This window comes from Commensalibacter sp. W6292M3, assembly GCF_016101315.1.
GTDB classification, from domain to species: Bacteria; Pseudomonadota; Alphaproteobacteria; order Acetobacterales; family Acetobacteraceae; genus Commensalibacter; species Commensalibacter melissae.
In genome coordinates this window covers 771,498-793,562 of record NZ_JACFQT010000001.1, presented here as the reverse complement: position 1 = coordinate 793,562, position 22,065 = coordinate 771,498, and the positions used below count along the sequence as shown (strand labels likewise).

18 protein-coding genes are annotated in these 22,065 nt (G+C 36.4%); 11 read left to right on the top strand and 7 right to left on the bottom strand.

The window, feature by feature from the left end; genetic code table 11:
- Positions 1-14 precede the first annotated feature (14 nt).
- Positions 15-1,466 (bottom strand): APC family permease, encoded by a 1,452-nt coding sequence (locus H3T57_RS03580; protein ID WP_198193214.1) that lies wholly within the window; start codon positions 1,464-1,466, stop codon positions 15-17.
- A 182-nt stretch (positions 1,467-1,648) separates the two neighbouring features.
- On the opposite strand from H3T57_RS03580, the gene glyA reads away from it, so the two are divergent.
- From glyA to H3T57_RS03550, 6 genes are all read left to right on the top strand, one after another.
- Complete coding sequence (gene glyA / locus H3T57_RS03575) at positions 1,649-2,941, top strand: serine hydroxymethyltransferase (protein WP_155568053.1); 1,293 nt, start codon at positions 1,649-1,651, stop codon at positions 2,939-2,941.
- Positions 2,942-2,955: 14 nt separating this feature from the next.
- Positions 2,956-4,194, top strand: coding sequence for a glycosyltransferase family 4 protein (locus tag H3T57_RS03570; RefSeq protein WP_198193213.1), 1,239 nt, complete (start codon positions 2,956-2,958; stop codon positions 4,192-4,194).
- The gene (locus tag H3T57_RS03565) at positions 4,187-5,302 is read left to right on the top strand and encodes a glycosyltransferase family 4 protein (protein WP_198193212.1); all 1,116 of its coding nucleotides are present in this window, start codon (positions 4,187-4,189) and stop codon (positions 5,300-5,302) included. Before H3T57_RS03570 ends, H3T57_RS03565 begins: the two co-directional genes overlap by 8 nt.
- Positions 5,299-6,225 (top strand): mitochondrial fission ELM1 family protein, encoded by a 927-nt coding sequence (locus H3T57_RS03560; protein ID WP_198193211.1) that lies wholly within the window; start codon positions 5,299-5,301, stop codon positions 6,223-6,225. Before H3T57_RS03565 ends, H3T57_RS03560 begins: the two co-directional genes overlap by 4 nt.
- Positions 6,226-6,378: 153 nt before the next feature.
- Positions 6,379-7,593: an NO-inducible flavohemoprotein gene (gene hmpA / locus H3T57_RS03555; protein ID WP_198193210.1), complete on the top strand. Its 1,215-nt coding sequence runs from the start codon at positions 6,379-6,381 to the stop codon at positions 7,591-7,593.
- A gap of 91 nt (positions 7,594-7,684) precedes the next feature.
- A complete protein-coding gene (locus H3T57_RS03550; protein ID WP_198193209.1) occupies positions 7,685-8,491 on the top strand; it encodes a DUF3108 domain-containing protein in 807 nt (268 codons plus the stop codon).
- On the opposite strand, the gene H3T57_RS03545 is transcribed toward H3T57_RS03550, so the two are convergent.
- Positions 8,492-9,178: an HAD family hydrolase gene (locus tag H3T57_RS03545; RefSeq protein WP_196424123.1), complete on the bottom strand. Its 687-nt coding sequence runs from the start codon at positions 9,176-9,178 to the stop codon at positions 8,492-8,494. It lies immediately after the preceding gene.
- Positions 9,179-9,266: 88 nt separating this feature from the next.
- On the opposite strand from H3T57_RS03545, the gene glmU reads away from it, so the two are divergent.
- The 3 genes from glmU (at position 9,267) to H3T57_RS03530 (ending at position 13,946) form a co-directional block, all read left to right on the top strand.
- Entirely contained in the window at positions 9,267-10,586 is a 1,320-nt protein-coding gene (gene glmU, locus H3T57_RS03540) for a bifunctional UDP-N-acetylglucosamine diphosphorylase/glucosamine-1-phosphate N-acetyltransferase GlmU (protein ID WP_198193208.1), read from the top strand.
- 16 nt (positions 10,587-10,602) lie between these two features.
- Entirely contained in the window at positions 10,603-12,426 is a 1,824-nt protein-coding gene (gene glmS / locus H3T57_RS03535; protein ID WP_198193207.1) for a glutamine--fructose-6-phosphate transaminase (isomerizing), read from the top strand.
- Between the two features lie 236 nt (positions 12,427-12,662).
- Positions 12,663-13,946 carry an aromatic amino acid transport family protein gene (locus H3T57_RS03530; protein WP_198193206.1) on the top strand — a complete coding sequence of 428 codons (1,284 nt, stop codon included), beginning with the start codon at positions 12,663-12,665 and terminating at the stop codon, positions 13,944-13,946.
- Between the two features lie 48 nt (positions 13,947-13,994).
- Here the strand turns inward: H3T57_RS03530 and H3T57_RS03525 are convergent, their stop codons facing one another.
- Both H3T57_RS03525 and H3T57_RS03520 read right to left on the bottom strand, forming a co-directional pair.
- Complete coding sequence (locus tag H3T57_RS03525) at positions 13,995-15,404, bottom strand: sugar porter family MFS transporter (protein WP_198184969.1); 1,410 nt, start codon at positions 15,402-15,404, stop codon at positions 13,995-13,997.
- Between the two features lie 89 nt (positions 15,405-15,493).
- The gene (locus tag H3T57_RS03520) at positions 15,494-16,336 is read right to left on the bottom strand and encodes an undecaprenyl-diphosphate phosphatase (protein ID WP_155566763.1); all 843 of its coding nucleotides are present in this window, start codon (positions 16,334-16,336) and stop codon (positions 15,494-15,496) included.
- 237 nt (positions 16,337-16,573) lie between these two features.
- Here H3T57_RS03520 and H3T57_RS03515 point away from each other — a divergent pair, with 237 nt between their 5' ends.
- On the top strand, positions 16,574-17,035 hold the full coding sequence (locus tag H3T57_RS03515; RefSeq protein ID WP_196424695.1) for an MlaD family protein: 462 nt from the start codon (positions 16,574-16,576) through the stop codon (positions 17,033-17,035).
- A gap of 44 nt (positions 17,036-17,079) precedes the next feature.
- Here H3T57_RS03515 and surE read toward each other — a convergent pair whose 3' ends face one another.
- The 3 genes from surE to H3T57_RS03500 all read right to left on the bottom strand — a co-directional run bounded on the left by surE (position 17,080) and on the right by H3T57_RS03500 (position 20,313).
- Positions 17,080-17,844: a 5'/3'-nucleotidase SurE gene (surE, locus tag H3T57_RS03510; protein WP_155569203.1), complete on the bottom strand. Its 765-nt coding sequence runs from the start codon at positions 17,842-17,844 to the stop codon at positions 17,080-17,082.
- 102 nt (positions 17,845-17,946) lie between these two features.
- Entirely contained in the window at positions 17,947-19,674 is a 1,728-nt protein-coding gene (locus H3T57_RS03505) for a ShlB/FhaC/HecB family hemolysin secretion/activation protein (protein WP_198184971.1), read from the bottom strand.
- A gap of 21 nt (positions 19,675-19,695) precedes the next feature.
- On the bottom strand, positions 19,696-20,313 hold the full coding sequence (locus tag H3T57_RS03500) for an invasion associated locus B family protein (protein ID WP_110438987.1): 618 nt from the start codon (positions 20,311-20,313) through the stop codon (positions 19,696-19,698).
- A 312-nt stretch (positions 20,314-20,625) separates the two neighbouring features.
- Here H3T57_RS03500 and H3T57_RS03495 point away from each other — a divergent pair.
- On the top strand, positions 20,626-22,065 hold a 1,440-nt coding region (locus tag H3T57_RS03495), incomplete at its 3' end, for a filamentous hemagglutinin N-terminal domain-containing protein (protein ID WP_198193205.1).

The window sequence follows — 22,065 nt, the reverse complement described above, 5'->3', positions numbered from 1 at the left end:
GTATCAATCCTTAATTAATTATGAAATTTCTGTTGTAATTTACTGTGTTTATGACCATAAAGCCAATAAATAATTATACCTATGAACATCCATCCCCCAATGGTTAACCATGTTATATTGCTGAGGGAATACATCAGCACACAACAAACCAAAGTGCCAAGTATCGGTATGATATCGCCACCGGGCACCTTAAAACGCCGGGGGAAATCTTTATGGGTTCGACGTAAAATCATTACTGATATACATACGAAAAAAAAGGCGGATAATGCACCTATAGAGCACATTTCACTTAAAATTGAAATAGGAATAAAGGCAGATAGAATACAGATAAAAACCATAAAAAACATGTGTGATAGATGAGGAGTTTTATGGTCGGGATGAATAACAGAAAAGAATTTGGGAATCAAACCGTCTTTAGAAAGGGTAAAAAAGATACGTGTTTGACCTACAAGAAGTAATACAAGAACAGGAAAATAACCAATGATGATATTGAATTTGATTACGGGCTGTAACCATTTATAAGGAGTGTGATCAATGGCTGTTGCCACAGGTGCGCCATTGCCAAGCAATTGATGAAAATTGACAAGCCCAACAATAACAAAGGCAAACGTGACATAAATGAGTGCTGTAATTGTAATGATTATTAAAATAGCTTTCGGGATATCCCTTGATGGATTTTTAACTTCCTGTGCAGTAGAAGCTACGCTATCAAAACCTATATAGGCAAAAAAGATCATGCCGGCAGCTTGAAAGATTCCTGAAATGCCAAAATGACCAAATTGACCTGTATTTTCTGGGATAAAAGGCTTGAAATTGTCAAAATCAACATAGGAAAATCCAAAAGCGATAACAGCAAATACAACAAACAACTTGATCAAAACAATCATATTGTTCATTCGAAAGGATTGTTTAATCCCTTGTATCAGATAAAGAGACAGAAATATGATGACAAATGTGGATGGAAGGTTCAATATCCCAGAAATATTCTGGCCGTTTATATTTATTTTCTCTAGTGGTGAAGCGAAAAATTGATAGGGTAGGTGTAAGTGAAAACTTATCAGAATTGACTTTAAATATTGTGACCAACTTACCGCTACCGCTGCTGCTCCGACAGAATATTCAAGCACCAAATTCCATCCAACAATCCAGGCTATAAATTCTCCCATAGCGATATAGATATAACTGTAAGAACTGCCCGATTCTGTAATCATTCCAGCAAGTTCACTGTAACATAATCCTATGAATGAACATGCCAATGCTCCTATTAGGAAAGAAAGAAGTACAGCGGGACCAGCATGTTCTGATGCAGCAATACCTGTAACCGTAAAGAGTCCGGTTCCAACAATTCCACCAACGCCAAAAAAAATCAGACTAGGCATGCCGATTACGCGCGCCAAACCGTTTTCATGCTGGTTATTTTCTATGGATTTTTTTCTAAATAGTGATTTTCTCTTGGATAGATCCATAGAATAGCCCTTTTTTAAAATTTATCACAATATCGTGTAAAGTTCTTAAAATAAATCATATTTTTTTGGAATTTATTTTTTCAGTAATAGCGTATTATCTTACATATTTAATTGCAGAAAATCACAAAATTGAATATTTAATAGAGAGTCTCTTAAATATGTAGTTTTCTAGGAATCCATGAATGTCCGAAAATAATTTATATCATCAATTTTTTCAATCTGATGTTTCTCAAACAGATCCTGAGGTTTACGCAGCTTTGCAAAGCGAACTTACCCGTCAACAGGACGGTATTGAGTTAATAGCAAGTGAAAATATTGTTTCCAAGGCAGTTTTAGAGGCTCAGGGTAGCGTATTGACGAATAAATATGCTGAAGGATATCCCGGACGTCGTTATTATGGCGGATGTGGCGAAGTTGATAAGGTGGAAGTTCTGGCAATTGAACGTGTCAAGAAAATTTTCAACGCGCAATTTGCCAATGTTCAACCACATTCCGGTGCGAATGCCAATCTGGCTGCATTTATGGCTACTGTCAAACCTGGTGAAAAAGTATTGGGAATGAATTTGGCAGCGGGTGGACATTTAACCCATGGTGCGGCACCTAATTTTTCTGGAAAATGGTTCCATGCATTGCATTATGGAATTCGAAAAGAGGATGGCTTGATTGATTATGACGAGCTCGAGGCGACTGCGAGAAATGAAAAACCACGTTTGATCATTGCAGGTGGATCTGCATATCCCAGAATTATTGATTTCGCCCGTTTCAGAAAAATTGCCGATGAAGTTGGTGCTTTTCTGATGGTTGACATGGCTCATTTTGCAGGATTGGTTGCAGCAGGCCTTTTTCCAAATCCAATGGATTACGCTGATATTGTCACCAGTACAACGCATAAAACTTTACGTGGACCTCGTGGAGGAATCGTTTTAACAAACAGTCCCGATTTGGCTAAAAAAATCAATTCAGCAGTATTTCCCGGATTGCAGGGTGGTCCATTGATGCATGTCATCGCTGCAAAAGCGGTGGCCTTTGCTGAAGCAATGCGTCCGGAATTCAAGACCTATCAAAAAGCGGTGGCAAACAATGCCCGTGTATTGGCAGACACCTTGATTGAATGTGGATTTGATATTGTTACAAATGGTACGGACAGTCATTTGTTACTTGTTGATTTACGTCCCAAGAAAGTAACGGGAAAACAGGCGGAAGAAAGTTTGGAAAGAGCGGGAATAACCGCAAATAAAAATGCGGTTCCTTTTGATCCGGAAAAACCGGCCATTACTTCCGGTATTCGTCTAGGTAGTCCAGCAGGGACAACTAGAGGGTTTGGTGAAGCAGAATTTCGTGAAATTGGTCTCTTGATAAATGAAGTTCTAACCCCATTGGCAAATGCCAAAGATAATGATAACAGTTTTGCGGAAAAAGCTGTTCGCGATAAAGTCATGGCTTTATGTAAACGCTTTCCCATATATAAACAGTAATTATTTCAAGGGTATTGCAGATTCAGCCATTTCATAAATTATGGCGTTTATTGCCCCCATATCAGCGAAGATTTTATCTAAGCAAAGTGGGGGGGATATTAGCACCTTCTATATCATTAGAACCCTTTTGTGATCAAAGCGTAATTATAATTGGTGAGTTTTCAAAAGCTTCTGGTTTGGGTGAAGGTGCGCGTATAATGTATAATGCACTTAAAAACGAAAATGTTACCGTTCAGAAAATTGATATTGACCCCTATGGTTTTTCTTATACAAAATATAAGGAAGCGTGTAGAATTTTATCAGTTTATCCATACGCATCATTGATTTTTCATATCAATGCCCCACAATTGGCATTTGCATTATTGAATTTACCTCGTTTTTTATTGAAAAACAGAAAAATAATAGGTTATTGGGCATGGGAGCTTGAAATTTTGCCAAAAGAATGGGAGGTGGGTTTCAGATTTGTTCATGAAATATGGGTACCCTCTCGTTTTGTCGCAAAAGCCGTTAAACATTGGGCTAATAAATATCAAAAAAAGATTACGGTTGTTCCTCATCCTATTGCAGCATATCCTGTAGCAATTGCGTCAAGTCTAACTCGTGAAAGTCTTGGTTTACCCCAAGCAACTTTAAATATATTAACATCTTTTAATCTTTCTTCATCTTTTGTTAGAAAAAATCCTATAGCCGCAATCAGGGCTTTTAGAAAAGCGTGTGAAACAATAGCGCATGATAAAATTAGCCTTATTCTCAAGGTTTCCTATATTAATGATTTCCGTCAGGATTTTAATGAATTAAAGAAAGCAATAGATGGACAAAAAAATATCATTCTTTATACTAATTTATTGACAACAGAGGAAAATAGGGCGCTTATATTTCATTCTGATATTATTTTGTCACTTCATCGCAGTGAAGGTTTTGGGTTGGTGCCAGCAGAAGCTATGCAATACGGAAAAGCTGTTATTTCCACTAATTGGTCTGCAACTAGTGAGTATATTGATGAAAACTGTGGTGTTCCTGTTAATTACAAACTGATACCTGTAAAAGACCCACGAAAAGTATATGAATTGCCGAATGCCTTGTGGGCTGAACCTGATATTGAATTCGCCGCTAAAAAAATTAATGAATTGTTTTACAATGAAAACTATCGTAATAATTTAGGTGTTTTATCTAAAAATAAAATTAAAACGATATTTAATTCAAAATTTTTAAAAAAAAGATTTAATAATTATTTGGTAAGAAATAATGGATAAATCATTTAATATTTTAGTATGGCAATGGGGTAGAAAGGGAGCGGGACCAAAAATTGCTGTTGAATTGTCAAATGCTTTAAGATCTATTAAAAATTTAAACATTCTACTATCCTTATCCGATCGGGCTGAAATTATTGATTATAATCCGGAATGTCAAATTGGTATAAAGTTTAAAACATATTCATCAATATTGGGATATTTAATACGATGGATAGAGTCTCCTTATTGGATATTGTATTTGATATATCATCTTAAAAAAAATAAGGTAGACTTGGCCATATGCACAATGCCGGGATTATTAGATATGATTATGATTTCGGCCTTGAAAATATTGAAAATCCCATGTGTTGTAATTATTCACGATGCTTATCCTCATCCAGGGGATGGATATCTTTTTCAACATTTTTTGCAAAGACAGTTGATTAAAAATTCAGATTTGATCGTAACTTTTACTCAATACGTATACAATCAATTAAATAAAAGGAATTTTTTATCAAAATCAAAATTTATAAGGGTATGGCATCCCCCTTTAAAATATGATTATGAAAATATTTCTGTTTCAAAAAACAAAAATGAAATACATCTTTTGAATTTTGGTCGTCTTTTGCCTTATAAAGGGTTTGATCTGTTAAATGACGCTTTAAAACTAGTCAAATCGGATAGGTCTTATATAGTTCGTATAGTAGGGCAGGGTCCAAAAAGCAAGGTTTTAAAACTGTTAAATCGTAGAAAAAATGTATATGTCGAAAATAGATGGGTTCCGGAAAATGAAATTGCATCCATTTTTGAATGGGCGGATGCTATAATCTTGCCATATGAGGAGGCCAGTCAAAGTGGTGTTTTGGCCATTGCCCTGGCATTTTCAAAACCCGTTCTAATAACAAGGGTAGGAGGATTAATGGAGCAATGCAATCATAAAGACCTTGTTTTTTTATGCGATCCCAATCCTGAAGATATAGCCAAAAATATTGAGAAAATTCTGGAGTTGCCTTTTCCGTTAAAAAGAGAACATATGGATACGTCACATGAATGGAAAAAAATGGCAAAGGATTTAATTTCGCAAATAAACGAGAAATTCAATTTTCATTTAAAGTTAGATACTCGATGACAGAAGTTTCAATTTTGACAGAAAATTTTGCTGGAATGAAAACGCAAGCCCTTGGGTTTGTTAAAAGGGCACAATTCGATTACAGTTTTCATCAGTTAAAACCTAGATTTCCCTGGAAATTTATTTCAGCACCCTTTTGGCCCAATCCTTTGAAAGCGGTATTTCCTTTTAAACCAAAAGATAATTCTGTAATTGTAAGCGTAGGAAGTGTGGGGGGTGTTGTAAATGCCGACTTACGCAAGAAAAATCATATAGCCATACATATACAGAATCCGCGTATCGCATTAAATAAATTCGATCTTATCATTGCCAATCCTCATGATAATATTAAAGCGGATAATGTTCTTGTATCGCGTAATGCATTGCATCATATAACTCCCTCATTGCTGTCTGAAAATTTGCATTATTGGAATTCCATTCTTCATGATTCGGTAAAACCATTGATAAGTGTTTTGCTGGGCGGAAATAATGGCAGATTCAAATTTGGTGTAAAAGAAGCTGAACAGATTGCTTATCAATTAAAAAGGGTTATTACTAAAAACAATATTTCACTTGCGGTGACTCCTTCAAGAAGAACGAATCCTTCAGCTTTAAAAAGATTGAAAGAGATATTATCACCATTTAGTGTATATATTTGGAATGGTGAGGGAGAAAATCCCTATTTAGGATTACTGGCATGTGCTGATTATATATTGGTTACAATTGATAGTGTTTCAATGGTTTCTGAGGCTATTGCCACTTCTGTACCAGTAATGATCTTGCCATTGCCCGGTAAATCAAAAAGAATTTCTTCCTTCATCAATTCAATGATTAATGAAAAACGAATCAGGATGTTTGAGGGGAAACTTGAAACATGGCGTGTCACTTCGATTGATGATACAGATGAGATCATCAATCAAGCAAAGTTAAGACTAAAATTATAAAATTTTATTAATAATTTACTTTTATTTTTTCTTAAAAAGAGTATATTGAATACATCTTTAATGATTTATCTTAGTTGTAACAGGGTTTATTAAGATTTTTATTAAAGATGTATTTTAAATATATTATTTAATTAAAATTAAGGGTCACTATAAATGCTAACCGAAGCTCAAAAAACGCTTGTTAAAAATACAGTGCCAGTTTTAAGAGAGCATGGCATTGAACTAACTTCCTATTTCTATAAACGGATGTTGAATAATAATGCTGAACTTAAACAGATTTTTAACCGTGGACATCAAGAAGCCGGAAAGCAACAGCATGCACTTGCTACGGCTGTCCTGGCATATGCAGAAAACATCGATAATCCAACCATATTAGAAAATGCTTTCATTCATATTGCCAATAAACATGTAAGCCTGAATATTCGGGCGGAACATTATCCTATTGTTGGGGAACATCTTCTGGCATCTATTAGTGAGGTATTGGGTGAAGCCGCTACAGATGATTTGATCGAAGCTTGGGGAGCTGCCTATCAACAATTGGCTCAACTGTTAATTGATATTGAATTGGGCATATACAAAGAACAGATCAGGGAACATGCATGGACAGGTTGGAGAGGATTTAAAATAGTCAAGAAAATTCCTGAAAGCGAACAAATCACGTCGTTTTATCTACAACCGGTTGATGGGGGCAAGCTTCCGGAATTTTATCCTGGACAATATGTTTCAGTTCGAATTTATGTCCCGGAATGGAATTTAATTCAGCCGCGTCAATATACATTATCTGATTCTCCTGGAAAAGATACGTTGCGTATTACGGTTAAACGTGAAGATGGTAAGGGGAAAACTCCGGCAGGTAAGGTTTCCAATCTACTTCATAAGAGTTATGATGTTGGGGATATCATAGATCTGTCTGCACCAGCAGGAGAATTCTATCTAAATCAGCAAGGGAAAAATCCGATTATTCTTATGAGTGCCGGGGTTGGAATTACTCCCATGTATTCAATGCTGTCTTTTCTGCATGAAAAACAAAGTGATCGTTCTGTCCATTTCATTCACGGAACACATAATGGTAAACAACATGCCTTACGTGAAAAAGTAAATGAAATTGTTGAAAAAAGTCCCACTTTTAATCGCTTTATTTTTTATTCAAAACCTGATGGTGAAGATAGACAGGGAATAGATTATGACTATCAAGGACGTATGGACATTAATAGGATAGATCAGTCAATTTTTGATAAAGATGCTGATTATTATCTTTGTGGACCTGTTGAATTCATGAAAGATGAGGGTAAAAAATTGAAGGAAAAAGGTATTCCACCTGAAAAAATTCATGTTGAGGCTTTTGGAACAGGGGCTTTTAGCATTTAATCAATTAAATGTTTTACCATGATATTTATATACTTTTTTTAGAATATTCTGTACTCTGTCTATAGAAGACATCTTTTGAAAGAGAGTAGTCATGGTAAAATATTATAAAATGTTAATATTGTGTATTTTGTCATGGATATTTTTTGATAATTCGCTTGTAAAAGCACAAAATAATTTGAATATTCCTAAACCGGTTAACTTGATATTCGATGTGTATAACAAGAATTTACATGTTATTGTTATAAAGGCATCATACGTATTAACATCGGACAATTATTTTGCAAAAGCTCATTTTAATTCTGCAGGTGTTATAAGTCTTTTCATAAATCTGGATATGATGTCATCAGTTCAAGGGGAAATCAATAATAGTAATTTGTTACCAAATGAATACCAATCATCTGGAAAATCCAAAGGTAAGAAATTCGTTGCTAATATAGATTTTAACCATAAACAAAATGTAAAGATAGAAAAACTTGATCCTGCAATTGAAGACAATCGTGATGTTGTGACTGAAAGTCAAAGGAATAACAGTATAGATATCTTAAGTGCAATGTTGCAATTGATTCAGCGGGTCAGAGCGAATAAAAACTGTAACGACCAATTCAAGATTTTTGATGGCACTCGTATATTCACGTTTCAAAGTAAGGCGGCTGGTACAATGCCTATACCATCTTCGTGGACAAGCCCCTATAAGGGGGAAGCATTATTTTGTAAGGCGGTGGCTCAACAAACGGCTGGTCTCAAACGTTCACGTCACCGCGCTCTATCAGCACAACCCCAACCTGGATATTTATGGTTTAAAGAGATTGACAATATAGGAATGTTACCTGTCCGTTTTGAATTTAACAATCCAAAAATGGGAAATGTAATAGTAATTCTGAGACAGGCTACAAAATGATCAAGGTTTTTTATCAATCATTTTCTCAGCAATTATCGGCACATCCTTTATGGAGCGGGCACGCATGGTTGCTTCTTTTCCAATACACAAATCACCATAGCCCCATTCAGCAAATATGCTTCCCGTAATGTGGGCGTTCCTGGCGACAAGAATATCGTTTAGGTGATCACCTACCATTACAGTTTTAGTTGGTGAAACTTGAAGATAGTTGATTATTCCTAAAAGATGAACCGGATAAGGTTTTTTATCTGCAAAACAATCACCTCCAGCGATAAAATCAAAATATGATTGCAGATTGAGTTTTTCCAAAATATTCTTGGCTGCTTGCGTAATTTTATTGGAACATAAAGCTATTTTCCAACCATTTTTTTTAAATTTTATTAGAACTTCTTCCGCCCCTTCAAAGGGTTTGGAAAGATCGGCCGCATGTGGGACATAATCCTTGATAAATCTTTCAATAGCCTCATTTCTGTCAATAAAACTTGCCTCTTTTCCTGCATTATCTAGAATTTTTTCAACTGTCACCTTAATTCCGTCACCCAATGTAGAACGCACTGATTGTGTACTGATAGGAGGCAATCCATAGGATTTCAGCAAAGTCTGACAACTGCGATCTATATCTGGAAGACTGTCAATTAAGGTTCCATCCATATCAAATACGATCAAGGGATAAGGTTTTATATTCATAATTTTTGTTTTAAGCCTCATTTGGGATATAAAAAGTGTAAATATTTTGATAGTATGACATAAATTTTTACAAATATCATGACAAACAATGCATAAATTATCAAATTCCACCACGGAAACCGTTGCAGTTATTCTGGCTGCAGGAATGGGAACCCGTATGAAATCTTCAAAACCAAAGGCAATGCACCCCATTGCAGGGCTTCCAATGATACGTTTATTATTAAATCAGGTCGAAAAGGTTTTTGATCGAATTATTGTGGTTCTCGGTCCGCATATGGAGACTCTTGCCGATCTTGTAAAACCGCATCAGGTTGTAATCCAGAAGCACAGATTGGGAACCGCCCATGCTGCATTGCTAGCAGAGGCCTATTTTGGAAAGGGAATTGTCACTGTTCTAAACGCTGACAATCCCCTGATACGGGAAAATACATTACAGCGACTTATTGATGAGAAAAAAAAACCAAAAACTGATTTGGTTTTATTAGCTATGGAATGTAATGATCCCAAGGCTTATGGACGTGTGATTGAAAATAATGGTCATGTAATAAAGATTGTGGAAACACTTGATGCCTCTGACGCAGAAAAAAAAATAAAATTGTGCAATTCTGGGGTAATATGTGCGGACGCACTGTTTTTTTCCAAATGGCTGAAAGAAATTGAAAATCATAATGCAAAAAAAGAATATTATATTATAGATATTGTTTCTTTAGCAGTTAGGGAACATAAGGTGGTAAAGGCTCTAAGGGCTTCAGAAACGGAACTTACAGGGATCAATTCGCAATCTGAATTGGCTTTTGCTGAATCCATAATTCAAAAAAGATTGAGAAAACAGGCGATGGATAACGGGGTGACAATGATTTCACCGGAAACTGTTTTTATGTCTTATGATACCAAGATTGAAAATGATGTAATTCTTCATCCCAATATTGTTTTTGGCAAAAATGTGGTCATTCGTTCAGGGGTTGAAATCAAATCATTCAGTCATCTTGAAGGCTGCGAAATTAAACAAAATGCCATAATTGGCCCATATGCTCGTATCAGACCTGATACGGTGGTGGGTCAGGATGCGCATGTCGGTAATTTTGTGGAATTGAAAGCTACAGCTTTAGGTGACGGGGTGAAAGCAAATCATCTTTCCTATCTTGGTGACAGCATTGTTGGTAAAAAGACAAATATTGGTGCAGGAACGATAACCTGTAATTATGATGGGTCGAGAAAACATAAGACGGTTATTGGAGATGAGGTATTTGTCGGTTCTGATGCCATTCTTGTTGCTCCTGTAGAAATTGGTAATAAAAGTTTAATTGCGGCAGGAAGCGTGATTACGGATGATGTTCCTGATAATGCCAAAGCATTTGGTAGGGCCAGGCAGGTAAATAAAAATAGCAAGGTTACATTAAAAAACTGATATTAAAGGGAAGTTTATGTGTGGGATTGTTGGAATACTAGGGAACCAATCTGTTACTCCTCTGATTATGGAAGCTTTGCGTCGTCTTGAATATCGGGGATATGATTCTGCAGGGATTGCAATATTGGATCATGGCCTGTTAAATCGTCGTAGAGCTCCTGGAAAACTTGATAATTTATCGAAATTACTTCTGTCTTCCCCAATAAGCGGCAATCTGGGCATTGGTCATACGAGATGGGCAACACATGGAGCTCCCACGGAAAACAACGCGCATCCTCACATGACGGATCGTGTGGCTGTTGTTCATAATGGAATTATTGAAAATCATGTCGCATTAAGAAAAGAGTTGACAGAGCTAGGACAAGTGTTCAAAAGTGAAACGGATAGTGAAACAATTGTGCAGCTTGTCGATTATTATCTGAAACAGGGATGTGCACCCCAAGAAGCTGCCTTCAAGGCTTTGAAAAGGCTTGAGGGAGCTTATGCCATTGCGATGATTTTTTCCTGTGATGATAATCTTATAATCGGGGCTAGACATGGTGCCCCACTGGTTGTCGGATATGGTGATCATGAAATGTTTGTGGGGTCTGACAGTCTGGCAATCGCACCTCTTACCACAAAAGTTGCCTATATGCCGGATGGCGTATGGACTGTTTTGACACGAGAAGGTGCTGAATTTTTTGATATGGAAGGTGGAAAAGTTGAATGTCCAATTCAAAAAACGGCGTTGATGTCAGGGGTTGTCGGTAAAAATGGTTACCGTCATTATATGGAGAAAGAACTTCATGAGCATCCAATTGTCATAGGGCAGACTTTAAGGCGGTTTGTCGATCCATCATCCCATAAAATAGTATTGCCTCATATGCCATTCGATTTATCAACGTTGAAAAGGGGTATAATTACGGCATGTGGATCAGCATTTTATGCAGGTCTTATTGGACGTTATTGGTTGGAGGAATATGCCAGATTGCCCATTGATATAGATGTTGCAAGTGAAATGCGCTATCGCAATCCTCCTGTTGAAAGTCAAGGGATGGGATTGGTCATATCGCAATCAGGAGAAACGGCCGATACCTTGGCAGCCTTGAGAAATTTAAAAAATGAACATCAAAAAATAGTTTCTATTTTAAATAATGAATTCAGTACTATAGCCAGAGAAAGTGATGTTGTTCTCGGTACGGATGCTGGTGTGGAAATTGCTGTCGCCTCTACAAAAGCGTTTACAGCCCAATTGACAGTATTATCATGTCTTACCCTTGTTATCGCTCGTGAGAAAAATAAGATTACCCCTGAAAATAAAAAAGTATGTTTGACTGCATTGATGGATCTCCCCAGTCGTGTTGCTGAAGTTTTGCAAATGAAAGATAAAATTCAGGAAATTGCCCATAAAATTGCCGATGCTCAAAGTGTGATTTATCTGGGAAGAGGGATAATGTATCCTGTTGCAATGGAGGGAGCATTAAAACTGAAAGAAATCTCGTATATTCATGCTGATGCCTATGCCGCAGGTGAAATGAAACATGGCCCGATTGCCCTGATTGATCAAACGGTTCCAGTCATTGCGGTTGTGCCTTCCGGTTTTTTATTTGAAAAAACACTTTCAAATTTACAGGAAGCAAAAGCAAGGGGTGGACATATTATTGCTTTCACTGATGCAAAGGGTGCAGAGGCATTGTCAACCATTGCAGAACAGATCATTGTTTTGCCTACAGTTCATGCTTTTGTAGCGCCAATCCTTTATACGGTACCCGTTCAGATGCTTGCTTATGAAGCTGCCATTTTAAAAGGCACGGATGTTGATCAACCCAGAAATCTTGCAAAATCCGTAACTGTTGAATAATTAAGATCAATAACAGATAGATTGAGTTATATGTTCCTAAAATTATTAAATATCATTTATTTTGGGAGCATATAAAATACATATTTCGATACAAAATCACTGCGTAATCGTAACTGATATATTTTTCATATTTTCCAATTTTCCTGCGAGGGAGAGTTAAATAATAATTTTGAAATTTTTTTTTATCCGATTTATAAAGCGTTAATCATACTCAATCATAAAAAAGTAAAGCTTTAATGAAAAATAATCAAATTTTAGATAAAATGCCCAAATGGCGTTCAAGTGATACAATTTGGATGTTGAGTCTTTATGGAACGGCGATCGGTGCAGGAGTACTTTTTTTACCGATTAACGCTGCGGCTGGTGGATTAATTCCTTTACTTTTATTGACTATTCTTGCCTTTCCAATGACATTTTATGCACATCAGGCTTTATGTAGGTTCGTATTGTCGGGATCCGAAAATGATTATGGTGATATTACCGTTGTCGTTGAAGAAAAATTTGGAAAAAAAATTGGGTATTTAATCACATTATTTTATTTTTTTGCAATATTTCCTATTTTATTGGTTTATGGTGTAAGTCTTGTTAATACTGTTCAAAGTTTCATGCAACATCAACTTGGATTGACACCACCGCCCAGAGCGTTGACTTCGTTTTTTTTAATCAGTTTTTTGATAATGATCGTTCAGTGTGGTGAAAATCTTATAGTCAAAATAATGTCGACCCTGGTCTATCCATTTGTTGCAATTTTAATATTGATTTCTTTATTTCTTATTCCGCATTGGAACCTGAATCTTTTCAGGGATATAAGTTTATCTGGAGCATCACGGGAGGGAGGTAATGGAATGTTTCTAACATTATGGCTGACGATACCTGTTGCGGTTTTTGCATTTAATCACTCACCGATTATTTCTTCCCTAGCTGTTACCAAAAGCAAAGAGTATGGTAGATGGGTTGAACCAAAATGTTCACAGATTATTAAATACAGTAATTTGATGATGGTAGTTACAGTATTATTTTTTGTATTTAGTTGTGCTTTATGTCTGAGCCCAGCCAATTTAATTGAAGCGAAAAAGGCAAATATCACCATTCTTTCCTATTTGGCTAACCACTTCCATACCCCATTTTTAAAATTTATAGCGCCAATCGTTGCTTTTGTAGCAATTTGTAAATCCTTTCTTGGCCATTATCTTGGGGCGAAGGAAGGATTTAATGGGGTTTTGGAAAAATCATTATATCATTTTTTTGGGAAAAACATTTCCCGTAAAACTTTGGATCGATGTGCGTTATTTTTTGTATATGTAGTTACATGGTTTGTTTCAAGCAATAATCCCAGTATTTTAGGTATTATTGAATCCATTGGTGGACCAGTTCTTGCTGTTATTTTATTTATTCTTCCTATGGTTGCCATTCACAAATTACCTGAATTGGCAAAATTTAAAGGAAAATCAAGCAATATTTTTATAACCATAATGGGATGTATAGCTATATCAGCCGTTATTTACCAATTTTTTATTTGAACGGATTTCATCAAGGCGATCTATTATAAAATGCTGATTATAAAAAATCTATCTGCCAATTTTTCTTAAGGGTTGACCTTCCATTAAATTTTCTTCGATTTGCTCCAGACTAATATTTGACGTTTCAGGTACAAATGCGAAAATGAAAACGATAAATATCAGATTTAGGCAGGCATATAACAAAATGGTATGTGAAGCACCGAATGTATTGATCAATGTCAAGAAAGTGAATCCCACCCAAAAATTTGCCAACCAATTTACCACTGTTGAAACAGCAATACCAAAATCACGTCCTTGCAAAGGTTGTATTTCGGAACATATCGTCCAGATTAAAGGCCCTGCAGACATGGCAAAACCGATAATAAACATTAATAGCATTGTAACACAGCAATATTGAAGATAAGAATTTGTTTGGATATTATTATCTAAAAGAAAACTGACAGACCCTAATCCAATCGCCATCATCGTAAAACCGATATACAATATTGGTTTTCGACCCGATTTATCACATATTCCGATGGCAAGAAAGGTTGCGAAAACATTTACCAGACCAACTAAGGCTGTAAACCATAACCGTGCATGACCGTGATATCCCATATTGGCAAATATGCGAGGGGCATAATACATAATAACGTTCATGCCTGTAAATTGCTGTATAATCTGTAAACAAATACCCAATAGAACAGAACGTTTGAAATTTGAGTTATAGAGAAATAAATAAAATCCTTTTTGGGAATTTTCCAGTTGCATTTCAATATTTTTAATTTCTCTCTTTATTAGGGTATTATCGTTATTTCTAATAGAGGATAAAACATTATAGGCTTCTTTTCTTCGACGATGCATTAATAACCATCGTGGGCTATTTGGTAAGATTAGAAGACCCAGTAAAAATATGGTTGCGGGAACGGCCAAAATTCCCAGCATCCATCGCCATGCTCCATAATATCCGAATATAGTGTCGGAAATGAATGCCATGAATATTCCTACTGTAATCATTAATTGATAGGTTGATATCATTGCACCCCTTTTTTCTTCCGGTGCAATTTCAGCCAGATACAATGGGGCAGTCATACTGGCGATACCGATTGCAAATCCTAGAACAAATCGCCACATGATGAGGTCAGAAACACTGTTGGACAAGGAACAACCTATCGAAGCGGCGATAAAAAAGGTTGCACTTACGATCAAACAGCGATTTCGTCCAAATTTGGCTGAGGCCCAACCGCATATTAAAGCACCAAAAGCGGCTCCAAACATCATGATACTAACTATTTTTTCAATATCATGGTCATTTGCTGAAAATTCAATTTTAATAAAATCATTTGCGCCAGCCATAACACCAATATCTAGGCCAAATAAAAGTCCAGCCAATGAAGCAAATAGATCAATTATAAAAAGGTTGTTAGGAGAAAAAAAATTCGTTTTGTTTTTTTTTAAGGAAAGATCCGAGGGTTTCATTTTTCCTCCCGAAAAATTTATTTGTTCCTTTTTATTTAAAAACTTGTTTGACAATCATCACAATTCACATAAATGTGAATGTGATTTATTTAATACATCAATACAACAAAACCTATTATACCTAATGCACAACAATAATATCCAAATGGTGTTAGAGCCCATTTCTCATTATTTTTGAAATATTTCATAAGAAATGCTGTACTTAGAAGTGCTGTAATACATCCGATGATTGTCGCAATACCCATATGTAAAATATTGTCAAAAGGAATTTGCTGTTTGTAGATTTTCCAGCTTTGATGAGCAGAAGCCGCCAAAATTACCGGAAGAGCCATTAGAAAGGAAAATCTTGCAGAATTTTCATGAGATAAATTTCGAAGCAATCCAGACACAATGGTTGACCCCGAACGTGATATACCTGGAAAGAAAGCCAGACATTGAAATAATCCAATAAATAAAGCATCTTTTACTTTTAAGTCAGCTATTGCAATCGTTTTGTCTACCGATATATTTTTTCTGAGTTTATCAACTATAAAAAGCATTATTCCGTTACATACCAAGAAAATTGACACTATATCGGGTGTCGAAAAAAGGTTTCTGATCAATTTTTCAAAAAAGGCACCGATGAATATTGCGGGTAAGGTGGCAACAATAAGAAGAGAAAAAATATAAAAACTTTGACGTTGTATTTCTTTTCCATCCTTACCTAATGCACCCTTGAAAAGGGCACTCCAATCTTTCCAGAAAAATATTAGAAGAGCGAAAGCGGTGCCGAAATGAAGCATCACCATAAATGGCAAAAACGTTGGATCTTGAGCGTGAATTTGCCATCCTAGCAGAGCGGGAACTAAAACGGCATGACCAAGGCTGCTGACAGGAAAAAGTTCCGTTGCACCTTGTAGAATGGCAATAAAAATGGCCTGAAGAAAAGACATGAAGTAACCTTTTTTCGATATTATAAATCGTTTAATATATTTTATCAGGCATTTTAAAAAATTAAATCATATAGTTATTGATCAATACGTATTATTAGAAAATAATAATTCAGAGATTTAAGGGATCATGACAATTTCAAACATTGAAAATTAATAGTGTATTTTGACGTTTTATTTTATTTTTTAAAATTATATTATTTATTGATGTTAGGTTGGAATGATAAAGGGTAGATGTTAATGATTAAACAAAGAAATGTTAGTGCATATATGGCTAGCACTTTTGTTTTGATAATTGCTATCGGATTTTATGCATATTCTAGATTTATATTATTTGGAACCGGAGAGGATCGATATACTATTGAAGCTCAATTTTTTTCTTCCAATACGGTTAACCCTGGTGGAAAGGTTATTTTATCGGGTATTCCAGTTGGGGTTATAAAATCCATCAATCTTAATAAAAAGACATTCATGTCCGAAGTTAAAATGGATATTAACAAAAATATTCATTTGCCCACTGATAGTCAGTTTGTCATTTCATCAATTAGTATGACGGATGATGGCGTTATAATCATTAAACCAGGAAAAAACAGAGATTTTATCAAGGCTGGAAATAAAATCAGTAATACAATGCCTTATGTTAGTCTGGAACAGCAAATCAGTAATTATATTTTCGGAAGTATGAGTGTCGCATCACAATAATAATGAATTGAATATTATTACTTGCAATGCGACGAATTTTGAATTTATTTCTTGAGTTGATTCAATAAATCAAAATCTGTTCTTTCATATGTCAGAGGAGTGATTGAAATTGATTTATTATTGATGGCTTGTGTTTCCGTTCCTATTTTATCTTCCTTGATTGGTCTGTCAAAATTAAGCCAGAAATATTCGTTTTGTCGTAAATCTTTTCTTTTAACTGGAACAATATTCTCAATATATCCCAATCCTTGTGTCGTGTATTCTATTGTATTCACTTCATCATATTGGCAATCGGGAAAATTGATGTTGATACACCCATTTTTTAAATTCTTTTTATGTTCTAAAATTTGTTCTATAATTTTTGCACCGAAATACTCCGCTGTATTCCATTGAACAGGATACCCATCTCTGAAATTCTGACTAAGAGCAATTGAAGGTATTCCCAATAAGGCACCTGTCATTGCTGCGCCAACAGTACCTGAAAATATGGTTTCAATACCAAGATTGCTTCCCCGATTCACGCCAGATAAAACCAGATCAGGACGTTGGGGTAAAATTTCTTGAATCCCCATTACAACACAATCACCCGGTGTACCGGATATTGCAAAATGATTATTTGATTTTTCCATTATGCGTAAAGGGTGATGAATACTTATAGATTGAGCAGTCCCGCTTTGATCCCGCTCTGGAGCAATAACCCAGATTGTCTTGGCAATTTTCGATGCTATGTTTTCCAGAATTTTTAAGCCAGGTGCATCAATGCCATCATCATTTGTTAAAAGAACATTATTTAATAGTTGAAAATTCATTTTTAATCCGATTATTATCTATTCAGTTTGAATGAAATATTAACGGTAAAGGGTAAATTATTTTATGGGTAAAAACCATACCCATAAAATGAATAGATCAAATTACAGTCTGACACCGACATTGAAAAGTGCAACCCATCCTTCTGGAGGAAGACCTGCCGTTGTGAGTGCGTGTGTAAGGGAGGCGTTCCAGAATATATTGCCTGAGGATTTGCGAATACCGAAACCTGCACCGGCAAGGTTGCCTCCTTTTTCTGTTTTTGGCATATCGCTGTATGTAAATACACCCCGTGTCATTCCGACATCGAGAATACCGTAGAGTTCGGTATTTTTTATCAGGGCGTTGCAGAAGAATTGATATCCGCCACAATCCATATTTTTTGTGGGAATGAACCATGAGAGGTCATTACGCATGTAAATTCCTGCATTTCCGATCATGGTTTGTTGCATAAAACCTCTGACCGTATAGGGTCCGCCAATTTGCATTTGCTCATTCGCATATTGGTTTTTAGTGCTATATTCCCCGTGGATGGAAGTATGCCACATAAAATTATCAACGATAGGTTGATATCCATCGATATCCAAACTTGGCTTTACATATTGCGTATGGGGATTATATCGACCTGAGTTATCGATCCAGGACTTTCCTCCCATTGCCCCCCCCAAACCGATTTTCATTCCGACACTGACATACCATGTTCCACCCCAAAGATGCATTGACTCACTGGCATTAAGATTCAGGAATGAGAGTTTTGCACTTTGCGTGTTCATTTTGGAATGATTGAGATAACTGTCAAAGGATTTCAGCTCATAGGTAGCTTGTAATGTTGTAACACCGATGGAATTACGAGCGACAACTCTCGAGGCACCGATATGGAAATCTTTTTGGGTCGTATCGTATCGTCCTTGTCCTGGCCAGTTGAAATGTAGACGATAGAAATCGTCATAGCGATACCATCCTCCGAAGAATGTCCATGGTCCCAGAGGGATTGAGCCTTCAGCGGTAAAAAAGGAATTGTGTCCATCTCCCTGACGTGAATTGAGTGAATGATCATATTCTACAGTCCACATATCCAATAATCCGAAAAGGTCTTCGGCAGTAACCATGGTTCGTCCGATAGTTCTTCCCGAATAGCTTTGTCCATTATTGTCAACTGTCAGCTGACCATGAAGAATGCCAGGATCATGGGCATTGATTTTAACCACTGATGTGCCCGGTTTTTGCCCAGGTGCAATTTTCATTGTGGCAGCCCAGTCAGGCAGACGGTTCATCTGATCCATTCCCTGTTCCAGATCCCGCAGGTTTAGAATTCCGCCCTTAACCCATGGAAAAGCCATGGTTTCATGGTTTTTTGCAGACACTCCCTCGAATTGGAAGTCTGAAATTTTTCCATCTACCACAACAATATGCAATTGACCTGACTTGAGATCTTGTTGAGGCAGATAGGCCCGAGTTGTTACAAATCCATGATCAATATAGGCCTTGTTGAGCTTGTTTAGGACAGTATTCATATCATCAAGTGACATGCATTTGTTTTGCCATGGTCTGGTGATATGTTTGACTGGCAGTTGTGAGAGGTTTTGTGTATTAACGACGATGATGGAATTGATATGCACACATGCCTTACCATGCAATGCAGGGGCCTGATCCTGGTTTACCTGTACATTGCTGGAGGGTGGAGGTAGGGTCTCCATTAAATGTTGTCGTTCTTTATGTTGCAGATATTGTTGATATTGATTAAGATTTTGTGCAAATCCCTGTATGTTTATAAAAAAAGTACAGGGAACGACGATTAAGAATAATCGTAGATATACAGTCTTAAAATTCATTTATCTTGTATCTGGACGGAATTACGGATTTTTCTTGTTAACCATCTCATCCATTGTTTTAAGAATGGAAGGAACATTATCAATATTAAAATTAATGGTTAATGTTGTTCCGTTGACGCGATGAATGACCAGATGGGCAAGTTTGTTTTTGGTCAATAGCTGTTGAAGGTCATTATCAATAGCTTTGGTTGCGATACATCCGTTTGTCGTACAGGCAGCCCAAGGCAATTCGACAGGTTTTGCACGATCGAAAGTTAAATTGGCTGGACTTTGTAAAGAGAATCCAAGGGGAACAACCACTGTAAATTGAAAGGGTACAGGTTTTGACAAATCGTTACTTTGCTTAACTTTTTCCAACAAAAGAGAGGCGATAGGGCTTTGGCTGTTGTTGGGCCCTTTGGTTAATAGGTTTTGTTGAGCGATACATCCCTGGGACACGGTTTTATTATTCTGTTCCGTGGCGTTTGGATAGGCACAATGAATATCCCAGCTGCCTATTCTTTGATTTACGGTAATGGGGGAAATTGCAGAACTATTTTTACTATCAGATGCTTGTTTACTTGTTTTTTCTGCAGCGAATCCATGAGTGGAATTTAACAAAGCGATTGTAAGAGCGCTTAATAAAAGCAATTTTTTCATAAAAAACCCTAACCTTAAAATATTGACCGCTATTCCCATAATTATTTATGGAAAATTGGTTTAAATAAAAAATAATAAACACTGAGTTATATTAAAAAAATAAAATTTTCATGGTTTAAAATTAAATAATACTAAAACTTATCAACGGTTTTCGATTATATATAAAATTATTCTTTTTAAAATACATTTTTAATAATTTTAAATAAAAAATTATTGTTGCTTCGATCTAAATTATATATATCATATCAAGCTTTGATTAATTCTTAGAATTTATTTTTAAATATTTATTTTAGTATTCCTATTAGGTACCCTATGTTTAAAACTAAATATAATCCCTTTTATATTTCTCGGATTTTGCTAATAAAACGTCTAAAATACACGATTGTGACGGGATTATTCTTGGGAGGGAACCTTTTTTCTACCTTTCCGGTTTATGCCGGGCCCAGGCCCGCTTCTAACATAGTGGTTGATCCGACAGCCCCGGTAAATAAACGGCCATCTATTGATGTAACGAATAATGGAATTGATCAGATCAATATTGCACATCCCAATAATGCTGGTGTTTCACATAATCTTTTCAACCAGTATAACGTTAATGAATCTGGTCAGATTTTAAATAATTCGTCCACAATAACCAAGACAAAACTGGCTGGACAAATCACGGGCAATCCCAACCTGAATGATAATCATAACGCTAATTTGATTATTAATGAAGTGACTGGCCGTTCTCCAACCAGATTGCTTGGATATACTGAAATCGCGGGTAAACAGGCTGCCCTGGTTATTGCGAATCCCAGTGGAATCACTTGTGCGGGGTGTGGATTTGTCAATACGACAAGAACCTCTCTTGCAACAGGTAAGACCCAGTTTGATCAGGAAGGCCACCTGCAGTCTATCAATATAAATGATGGAGAAGTGGCATTTGAAGGAAAAGGCGGGAATTTTGCCGAAGTTCCCGTTTTGGATATTATCAGCCGTAAAGTTAGGATTGAAGGACCTGTAAATGGTCAGGATATTAAAATCACCGCAGGACGCAACATTTATGATTATGTAAATGGAACTGCAACGGCGCAAGAACCAGATAACAGTCAAAGACCAGAATTTGCTATTGATACATCTGTGTTGGGCGGGATGACGGGCAATCATATTCAAATGATGGTTAACGAAAAGGGAGCCGGAGTCCGTGTAGATGGCCGTATGGCATCTACGGCTGGCGACATGCAGCTGACTGCTGATGGAAAATTGCTTATTAATGGTGAAATGTCAGCCCGCAACAATTTACATGCCAAAATTGATATTGTTGAAAATACAGGGACGATAGGGGCCGACAAACAGCTCTCTTTGCAGGCGAATTCGTTGACAAATTCTGGAAAGATTATTGCCAATGGAAATGATAGGAATCAACTTTCAATCCGAGATAATCTAACAAATTCCGGATCGATTCTAAGTCAGGCAGAATTACAATTGACTGCGCAAAACATCAATAATACCCAATCAGGTATGATTAACTCCCAACAAAATCTTTTCCTGTCCGGCCATGATGTAGTGAATAATGGGCAAATGAATGCTGTGAATGGATCTTTACAGGGAAATTTTCAGGGGAATGTAACTAATCATGGCACCCTTGTTTCCAACAATATGGTAAATCTTTCCGCGGCTGGTCGTTTTGACAACAGTTCAGGCCAGATTGGCTCTCTGAACAAAGGGGATGTAACGGTTCGTGGCGGGGATATCAATAACCAGTCCGGCCTG